Source organism: Moorena sp. SIO3H5 (assembly GCF_010692395.1).
Taxonomy (GTDB): Bacteria; Cyanobacteriota; Cyanobacteriia; order Cyanobacteriales; family Coleofasciculaceae; genus Moorena.
Map to the genome: position 1 here is coordinate 1 of NZ_JAAHHS010000726.1, position 1731 is coordinate 1731.

General features: G+C 44.0%; 2 protein-coding genes. Both read right to left on the minus strand.

What is annotated here, in order from left to right; genetic code table 11:
- The coding region (gene rlmN / locus F6K52_RS35970; RefSeq protein ID WP_293089957.1) for a 23S rRNA (adenine(2503)-C(2))-methyltransferase RlmN at positions 1-1055 on the minus strand (1055 nt) is incomplete at its 3' end.
- A gap of 338 nt (positions 1056-1393) precedes the next feature.
- On the minus strand, positions 1394-1731 hold a 338-nt coding region (locus F6K52_RS35975), incomplete at its 5' end, for an Rpn family recombination-promoting nuclease/putative transposase (protein ID WP_293089955.1).

The window sequence follows — 1731 nt, forward strand, 5'->3', positions numbered from 1 at the left end:
CGATCACTTCTAGATGCTCTAAGTTGTCCACAAGCGGCGTCTTTGTCAAGACCACGGGAATGGCGTACACTGACAGCAATGTGTTGCTGTTTGAGAGCTTCAACAAAGCCTTGAATCCTGCGGTAATTAGGACGCTGGTAATCTACTTCACTAATGGGATTGTAGGGAATCAAATTGACATGACTCTGAAACCCCCTCAGGTTCTTAGCCAACTCAACAGCATGTTTTTGAGAGTCATTCAGTCCACCCAAAAGGATGTATTCAAAGGTGACTCGGCGACTTGTTAAGTTTACATAGTCTCGACATTCATCTAATAGTGCTTTGAGAGGATAGTGCTTGGCACTAGGAATCAGTTGCTCCCGTAGCTGCTGATTTGAGGCGTGTAGACTGACAGCAAGGGTAACTTGTAGTTGATGCTCAGCCAGTTGGCGGATACGACCGGGAATACCAACTGTTGAGATTGTAAGCGATCGCGCTCCAATCCCCAGGTCCTGATTAAGAGACTTGACTGCACCTACCACAGCTTCGGTATTCAGCAAGGGTTCTCCCATACCCATAAACACCACATTGCTGACTCGTTGCTGAAAATCTTCCCTTACTGTTAAAACCTGATCGACAATTTCATGGCGAGCCAGATTGCGAGTGAATCCGCCTTTACCAGTAGCACAGAAGTCACAAGCCATGGGACAACCGACCTGGGAAGATACACAAACGGTCAGACGCTTTGGTGTGGGAATACCAACAGTTTCAATAATTTGACCATCTGATAACTGCAGCAGGTATTTTACCGTACCATCCTTTGCTTCTAAGCGGTAGTGTAACCTTGAGCGACCAATGGGGACATCGGTGACGGTGTTACGCCACTGTTTAGGAAAGACGGAAATTTCAGAAAGCGATCGCACTCCTTTGTCATAAATCCATCCGTGTAACTGACGACCTCGATAAGCCGGTTGTCCCTGTTGTTGTATCCAGCTGGTTAACTCTGTTAAAGAAGCTCCTAACAATGGCGGAATTGAGTTTACCACTGGTGAGACTGACCCACTGACATTAGTCATGGTTTGGGAGTTTGAACCATTGCTACTGAGGTCTGGTTGAGGGATAGAAACATCTGGGCACATAAGGGCTTTAGGGGAAATAGGATATCAGGATCTCATCAGAGCTAGTAATTTTAACAGGAATTATCGTTAAGTTAGAGCTAATTTGTAAAGTAAATATTAAGAAGTCTGAAAACCTTGCTATGATTGTCTTTTTGGTATTCAATAGTTCAATTATTCTAGTTGACCGCAAGCCTTATCCTACAAGGATTACAGCGAGTTTACAAATCAGCTCTAAACTACCAATGGCAAAACTTTGCGCTTCTCACTCAGCGGAACCAGTGCCGATGGTTTTTGTTTCAACTATCAGAAGACTGCTGGATCACCTTTGTAACTTGTTCAACCTCTAATTCTAAAGCTTGTGCAACTTGTTCTACGGTTAAACCCAACGCTAACAACCGAGGTATCGACTTTAATTTGCCTTGAATTTCACCTTCAAGTCTCCCTGCTTGTATACCTTCAAGTCTGCCTGCTTGTATACCTTCAAGTCTGCCTGCTTGTATACCTTCTGCTAAAGCCTCCTGATAAACTTTGGTTTGCCGTAAATCACTTAAGCTAAACATGGCTTCTATCTCCGTGCGACTGAGTTTGGGTAACTTATACACCAGTATGGTCTCTATTAATTGTAGAAGTTCTC